This is a genomic window from Bradyrhizobium sp. UFLA05-108 (assembly GCF_059803455.1).
In genome coordinates, this window is record NZ_JBANAZ010000138.1 from 1 (window position 1) to 6675 (window position 6675).

Sequence of the window (6675 nt, forward strand, 5' to 3'; positions counted from 1 at the left end):
CTCGACAACCCGTTCGGCACGAGGCTGTCACCCATGTCTTAGGTACGGTCCGTTACCCATGTCTTCGGGCCGGACAGATTTAGCTTGGTGAGCGCGCTGGGGCTCGAACCCAGGACCCCGTGATTAAAAGTCCCAAAGTATTCTCTGCCATCGGATGACCGTAGCTTCCAAATCCCTTGTTTTATGAGGATTCTGGACTCATACCCTTAGTCATAGGCGACACGCGACGACACGAAGCGCCTGGTCTTGCTTCCCAATCGCTTCCCAGAGGGTCCACATGGCCAAGCTGACGAATGGGTCAGTTCGTACTCTGTCGGTGAAGGGTACTGACACGCTGTATGCCGACACTGAAGTGCCCGGCCTCTATCTTCGCGTCCGAGCCGGCGGCTCCCGCACGTTCATTATTCAGTGGCGACAGGGCCAATTCCAGCGCCGCAGCACCGTTGGGAAGGTTGGTGTCCTTACGGTGGACGAGGCCCGAAAAAAGGCCCGCAAGCTGCTGGTGGGCATCGACGAGGGTAATGACCCGGTTGCCGTCAAAGCCAAGGGTCGCGCCGATGACAAGCAGCTGTTCGGCTTATTGGCCGAGGAATATCTCGACCTACGCGCCAAGGACATGAAGCCGCAGAGTCTTGAGCAGACATCGCTCCACCTGCGGAACTGGTAATGGGGATTGGGCCGATTGCTTAGCCGAGATGGACTACCGTACCGGGAAAATCCTCGACGCCATCAAACAAGCGGGCGTTGAAGACGATACGCTGGTGATTTTCACCAGCGACAATGGTCCGGAAGCGACCCACCCGTGGGAAGGGGACAGTGGACCTTGGCGGGGCACGTATTTCACAGCAATGGAGGCCTCACTGCGAACGCCATTCATCATCCGTTGGCCCGGCAAAGTGCCAGCCGGTCGCGCCAACAACGAGATTGTCCACATGGTAGACCTGTTCACGACACTTGCACATGTCGGCGGGGCGGACATTCCAAACGATCGCGCTATCGACGGGCTTGATGGATACGCTAGGGCGCTAACAGGGAGGGGGTACCCACCCCGTAAAGCATTGGCACGCAGAGCAATACCACCGGACATAAGGTCACTGTGTCGGGCTTATACAGGTGAGGCCGTAAGATCTCTTGCCGCCATCATGCGTCACGCCGATGCGCCACCCAACGCACGCATACAGGCCATTGCCAAGTTGGACTTTTTCCTCGGAAAGAAAGAAGCTTCCAACCGCGAAGGCTTTCCCGCGTACGTGGCCGATCGGTTGACGGCCGTCAAATGGCGGAACTGGAAGATGCATCTCATCAAGCAAGAAGGTATGTACGACATCCCACAGAAGCTGCCGTTGCCAATCGTCATCAACCTCCTGAGAGATCGGAAGGAAGAGCGCGACGTGGCTCCCTACAACACTTGGGTGGCCGAACCGATGCTGAAGATTGTTGCCGATTTCGAAGCAAGCCTAAGTAAATATCCGCCTGTCAAACTCGGCACCCCCGACCCGTATACACCGCCTCGTTGACCTTCTGCCGCAGCTTGGTATTGGGTCACCTTGTGGGCCTAACTTGAAGTGCCTGGATGGAAGCAAAGGGGCCACGGTCTAAATCAAAAAGTAAGTGTCTGAAATTCTCGCATATTGAGGAAGCCAAAAAACACTCTTGCAAGGAGGCCGGAATTGGTCTCTCTCCGCGCGCCACTAACGCTTCTGTTGGTTTCCCTGTGCGCTATCGCCGCAGTGTGGGGGTGGCTGGGCACACCAGTCAAATTGGCCGACGCACCGGTCGATCCGAACAACAAAGTGCAATGCATATCTTATGCTCCCTTCCGCAGCAATCAAACGTCACTTTCGTCGGCTACGCAGGTGTCGAGAGAACAGATCGCTGAAGATCTTGCCCAACTCGCGGAGATATCCGACTGCATTCGCACTTATGCGACCGATCTTGGGCTCGATCAAATTCCCGAACTTGCGGCGAAGGCGGGGCTGAAGGTCATTCAGGGCATTTTTCTGGACAGGGATCGCCAGAAGAATTCAACCCAGATCTCGACGGCGGTGCGCCTCGCGAAAGAATATCCAGAAACGATCATCGCGCTCGTGGTCGGCAACGAGACTTTGTTGCGCAAGGACATAACCACTTCCGACCTCGCCGCGACGATTCGATCGGTCAAGGCGCAAGTCAGCGTCCCTGTCACATATGCCGACGTTTGGGAGTTCTGGCTTAGTAATCGCGAACTTTACGACGCCGTCGATTTCGTCACGGTTCATATCTTGCCGTATTGGGAGAATGTTCCGGTCCGAGCGGAATCGGCGGCCGCTCACGTCGACACCATTCGCCGTCAGATAGCGTCCGCCTTTCCGGGCAAGGAAATCCTGATCGGGGAAATAGGCTGGCCTAGCGAAGGGCGGATGCGCGAAGCCGCGCTTCCGTCGCGCACCAATCAGGCTCGGGTGGTCTCGGAAATCCTTGTCCTTGCCCGGCGCGAGCATTTCCGCGTCAACCTGTTCGAGGCTTATGACGAATCGTGGAAGCGAGAGATCGAGGGCACGGTTGGCGGATCCTGGGGCCTGTTCGATTCCATCGGGCGCACGCTGAAGTATCCACCCGGCGTGCCCATCAGTAATTTTCCGTTCTGGAAGCTTCAGATGGGCAGCGGAATGGTGCTCACGATCCTGGTATTTGGCGCGGCGTGGCTGGCCTCGCGGCGAAGCCCTCGGAAGCGCAGCCTTGCCTCATGGTTTGCAGTCGGGATATCGGCAGCCACGGCCGGAATTCTATTTGGGGTGGCCGCCCAGAAGATGTTCTATGAACGTGTTGGAGTAGGCGGCTCGCTTCTATGGGGCTCGCTTCTGGTGACGGCAACTGCTTCACCTGTGTTTGGTGCACACGCTCTCATGTCAGGTCGCCCCACGCCCAGTTTTGTGCAATTGCTGGGTCCGACGGACTGTCGGACAGAACGGGTGTCGATCTGGCACGGGCTGGCCTGGATCGTGACCATCGTAATCGGCACCGCCACCGCGCTCGGTCTTGTGTTCGACCCGCGCTTTATTGATTTTCCTTTTGCCGCTCTCACCATGGCGGCGGTGCCTTTTGCGGTTGCGACGCGCCTCAATGCCCCGGAAAAGGGAAGCCGCCCCATGGCGGAATCCTTGTTTGCCGGCGTTTTTCTGCTCGCAGCGATCTACATAGGGATTAACGAGGGGCCGGCCAACTGGCAGTCGCTGTGGACTTGCGGGGTCTATATTCTGCTCGCAGTTACGCTATGGCGGACGCGGGCTTGACGTGGGGGCCGCTCCGCTTGCCACATTCAAGGACGCTCCTTTCGGACAGAAGGGCATAAGCTCCGGACTTTCATCTCGCCGCTTGCTACAGCTACCTCGGCGGGAAACTTAAACGTTCCAGTCAGGCGAGGTATATCATGTCATCAATCTCGCAGACGGAAGTGCGAGCGAATGATCAGGCACCGCCAAAAGCAAAAGCGCGTAGCGCCGCACTCGACCGCACCCGCACCTTCCTCACGCTGGTGGTACTGCTCCATCACGCCGTCATTCCATACACCCATTTCGGTCATACCGATCCAAAGTCGTGGATCGGTTTTGACATGATCGTGCTCGCCACTGACAGCTTCTTCATGGCGATGTTTTTCTTTCTGTCGGGTCTGTTTGTCTGGCCGGGACTCGCACGCAAGGGACCGCTGGACTATCTGCGCGATCGCCTGATCCGGCTCGGTTTGCCTTTCGTGATTTGTGCTTTCACGATCATCCCGTTAGCCTACTACGCGATTGAACTGCGTCAGCATCCAAACGTCAGCTTCGCCGACTTCTGGTGGAAAACCATCACCGAAGGACCTTGGCCGAGTGGCCCGATCTGGTTCCTTTGGGTGTTGCTTACCTTCGACGTCATCGCAAGCGTCCTCTACAAGCTCTCGCCCACACTGATCGATCCGATCAATCGCCTGTCGCTACACGGCCATGACCATCCAGCGCAATTCTTCGCAGCCATGCTTGCCGTCACCGCCGTGTTCTACATCCCGGGTCTAGTTCACTTTGGACCATTCACTTGGTTCGAGTTCGGACCGTTCTCGGTCCAGCACGGGCGCGTACTGCTGTATGCGACCTACTTCTTTTTTGGTGCGGGCATTGGCGTCAGGTACCTGGACGGCGGATTACTGGCTTCCGATGGCCAGCTCGCAAAGCGCAGCTGGGCTTGGGCGCTTCTAGCACTCGTTCCCTATTGCTTCATGTGGATGCTGATCTACGTCAAGCGCGAAATCCTCGGAAACCCGACCCCGCTGCCCAACTGGTATGAAGCGATCTATGCACTGTTCTTCGCGTCCTTCAGCGTGGCGATCATGTTTGCGATCCTGGCCTATTTCTTGAGATTCAGGCAATCGGGCTGGAGCAGCCTCGACCCTATGCAGTCCGCTGCCTACGGCATGTTCTTGGTGCACTACCCGATTGTGCTTTGGCTGGTGTATTGGATGGTCGACTTCGACATCCCGGCGATAGCCAAGGGCCTGATCGCTTTCTTGCTCACTGTCTTCCTGAGCTGGGGCGCGACTGAAGTGTTGCAAAAGATTCCGGGCGCAAGGCACGTGCTGTAAGTCGTATCAGCTCAAGCTCCGTGCGGATAGATTCGGGACAGCGCTCTTTGCATATTCGGCGATCGGCTTGCGACTGATGGTTCGGATGCAGTGAATCGAACACCACTGAAGAATTGTCCGGAGTGGTAGCCATGATGAAGAATATCGTAGCCGGACTTGTCTTGGTGGGTATGATGATCATTGGCGTGCTCGCGTTCGCCCAGAAACATGATGGATGCTTGCACGGACATTTGATCACAGACTTTAAGCCCTGCGGATCAGTCAGCCCTTCAATATAGGGCCTGCGATAGTTGGGGCTCGCCTAGCGCTATACAGGCTGCTCAAGGTCCGCAGCATAAGAGCCGTTAGTTCCGTCATTGCGACCGCGTGACCCAACGATTGCAGCTCGGGGAGATCGTGTCGCGCGCTTTCTCGTAAAGTGTCTGGGTAGCAAGGTAATTCCGAAGGCGCACCTGGGCGGTCTACATCTAGGCCGGGTTGATCGAGACAGCCTCTCGCTCCACGAGCGCCACGGGAGCGAGCGCGACGGTGCCAGTGCCCGACGGGAACCAGCGTCGATCGTGCCAGCGTGCTAATTAGTGGCCAGAGAAAGCGAGCATCAGCCTCCGCGCGTCACGCGGCGCAAGCGCTTGCAGCCGCGAGTGGGCGCGGTTGGCGCAAAAGTTCATTCAACGGACCAACACTCTCCCACCGCGCGCACACGCGGCCCACTTTCGCCGCCGCCTAGTCGCGCTCATCCCGCCAGTCCTCGAAATCGGCTTCCGTCCGTTTGGACAAAAACACGCCCCCCCGCAGCCGGGAGCGCCGCACGGGCGCTCTCAAAGGTTACCGCTATGCCCGCTGTGCATTCTCCTGGACGTAATCCCGGATAAAAGCCGCAGCACTTCCCTCGCTGGCCGAGCATTAGCGGCCTTCTGATTGGATAGCGGATCAGCCTAAAGGCGAGGACAGGTCTCTTTGCGGAGCCTAACAACCATCGACACCGTTGAGCTATAGTGCAGCGCGGTGCCGCCTGCACTCGTATGCATCCTGTATCCTGCTATCGCTGTGATCGAAGTCTTCGTGAACTAGACGGCTAGGGCGCACCACGGCCTGCCAGGAACCAGGGGGTTTGAAGGGGCGTTGTAGCGTTGGCTAGGAGGGCCGTTGTCATGGACAGGCAACGTACAGCGTTGGCTCTATTTGCCGTTGCTCTTGCCATCGCAATTGTGGTCGCGTCCGTCACGACGCTGGAGAGCGTCAACACGCGTCAGGCCGCGAACGACGCACCGCCCGGCACGACCGGCCTCGCTCGGCAGCACCCACCGCTTGATCGTGCACCGGGTGAGCCGATCCAGAAAGAGCGGTAGCGCATCGCGCGGCGTTCACGGCAAGGTAACAAGCGCGTTGACGAAAGCGTCTAGAAGAAGGTCGGTATTTTGCCGCGACGAGAGGGTAGCCGTAGCCCCAAGCGATAGTTGAAGCCCCGCGGGCGTCGCAGCGTGATCGAGCCAGCGGCTCCAAGGTGTTGCCACTCGCCAGCAGCCGCACGTAGGTCCCGCTCTCGTGCATCTCGAGCCAGCCGCGATCGATCGCGAGGTTGATGCCCGCGCCGAACTCCTCGCCGCTGGCCTTCAGCGTGTCGAGAAGCGGCGCGTTGATCTTCTCGATGTGGATGCGGCCGTCTTGCACAGGCTCAATGCCGGCAGCGAGCTCGACGAGCTTGCGCGCTGCGGTTTCCGGGTTGGCGAAGGGACGTTCGGCGGTGAGCTTCATGGATCGATGAGGCGATGGGCGATGCTGATGTGGGAATCAAGAGTTGGGTTCGTGACTACCTCGCCGCAGAACGGCCCGTCGTCTCATGTCCACTCCCAAGCTTCAGGAAGGCATGTAACTGGCTAAAGCAGGCACTTTGGAGACCAAAGGCGATTTGGCGATGTCCGCTCCGGGGTCACAAGCGGCGGTCGAGGCAAGCATACCCCGGCGTCCGGTTTACCGCGAAGCGCTGTTCGGCTTGGGCCCAAAGCACGAAGTCGCTGCGCTCCAGCCCGCTGCGCGGGGGCAAGAGCCGAGAGGCCGGTAGCCGGTTGAGAGTGTATAAT

At 58.5% G+C, this 6675-nt stretch carries 5 protein-coding genes; 4 read left to right on the forward strand and 1 reads right to left on the reverse strand.

Annotated features, from left to right (window positions below; all coding sequences use genetic code 11):
* Positions 1 to 277 precede the first annotated feature (277 nt).
* The 4 genes from SO140_RS44995 to SO140_RS45010 all read left to right on the forward strand — a co-directional run bounded on the left by SO140_RS44995 (position 278) and on the right by SO140_RS45010 (position 4594).
* Entirely contained in the window at positions 278 to 667 is a 390-nt protein-coding gene (locus tag SO140_RS44995; protein ID WP_449384590.1) for an Arm DNA-binding domain-containing protein, read from the forward strand.
* Entirely contained in the window at positions 633 to 1517 is an 885-nt protein-coding gene (locus SO140_RS45000; RefSeq protein ID WP_449384589.1) for a sulfatase-like hydrolase/transferase, read from the forward strand. The genes SO140_RS44995 and SO140_RS45000 overlap by 35 nt, the downstream gene beginning before the upstream one ends.
* A 153-nt stretch (positions 1518 to 1670) precedes the next feature.
* Positions 1671 to 3272 carry a glycoside hydrolase family 17 protein gene (locus tag SO140_RS45005; RefSeq protein WP_449384588.1) on the forward strand — a complete coding sequence of 534 codons (1602 nt, stop codon included), beginning with the start codon at positions 1671 to 1673 and terminating at the stop codon, positions 3270 to 3272.
* Positions 3273 to 3409: 137 nt separating this feature from the next.
* On the forward strand, positions 3410 to 4594 hold the full coding sequence (locus SO140_RS45010) for an acyltransferase family protein (RefSeq protein WP_449384587.1): 1185 nt from the start codon (positions 3410 to 3412) through the stop codon (positions 4592 to 4594).
* Between the two features lie 1239 nt (positions 4595 to 5833).
* Here the strand turns inward: SO140_RS45010 and SO140_RS45015 are convergent.
* Positions 5834 to 6349 (reverse strand): hypothetical protein, encoded by a 516-nt coding sequence (locus SO140_RS45015; protein WP_449384586.1) that lies wholly within the window; start codon positions 6347 to 6349, stop codon positions 5834 to 5836.
* Positions 6350 to 6675: the final 326 nt, after the last annotated feature.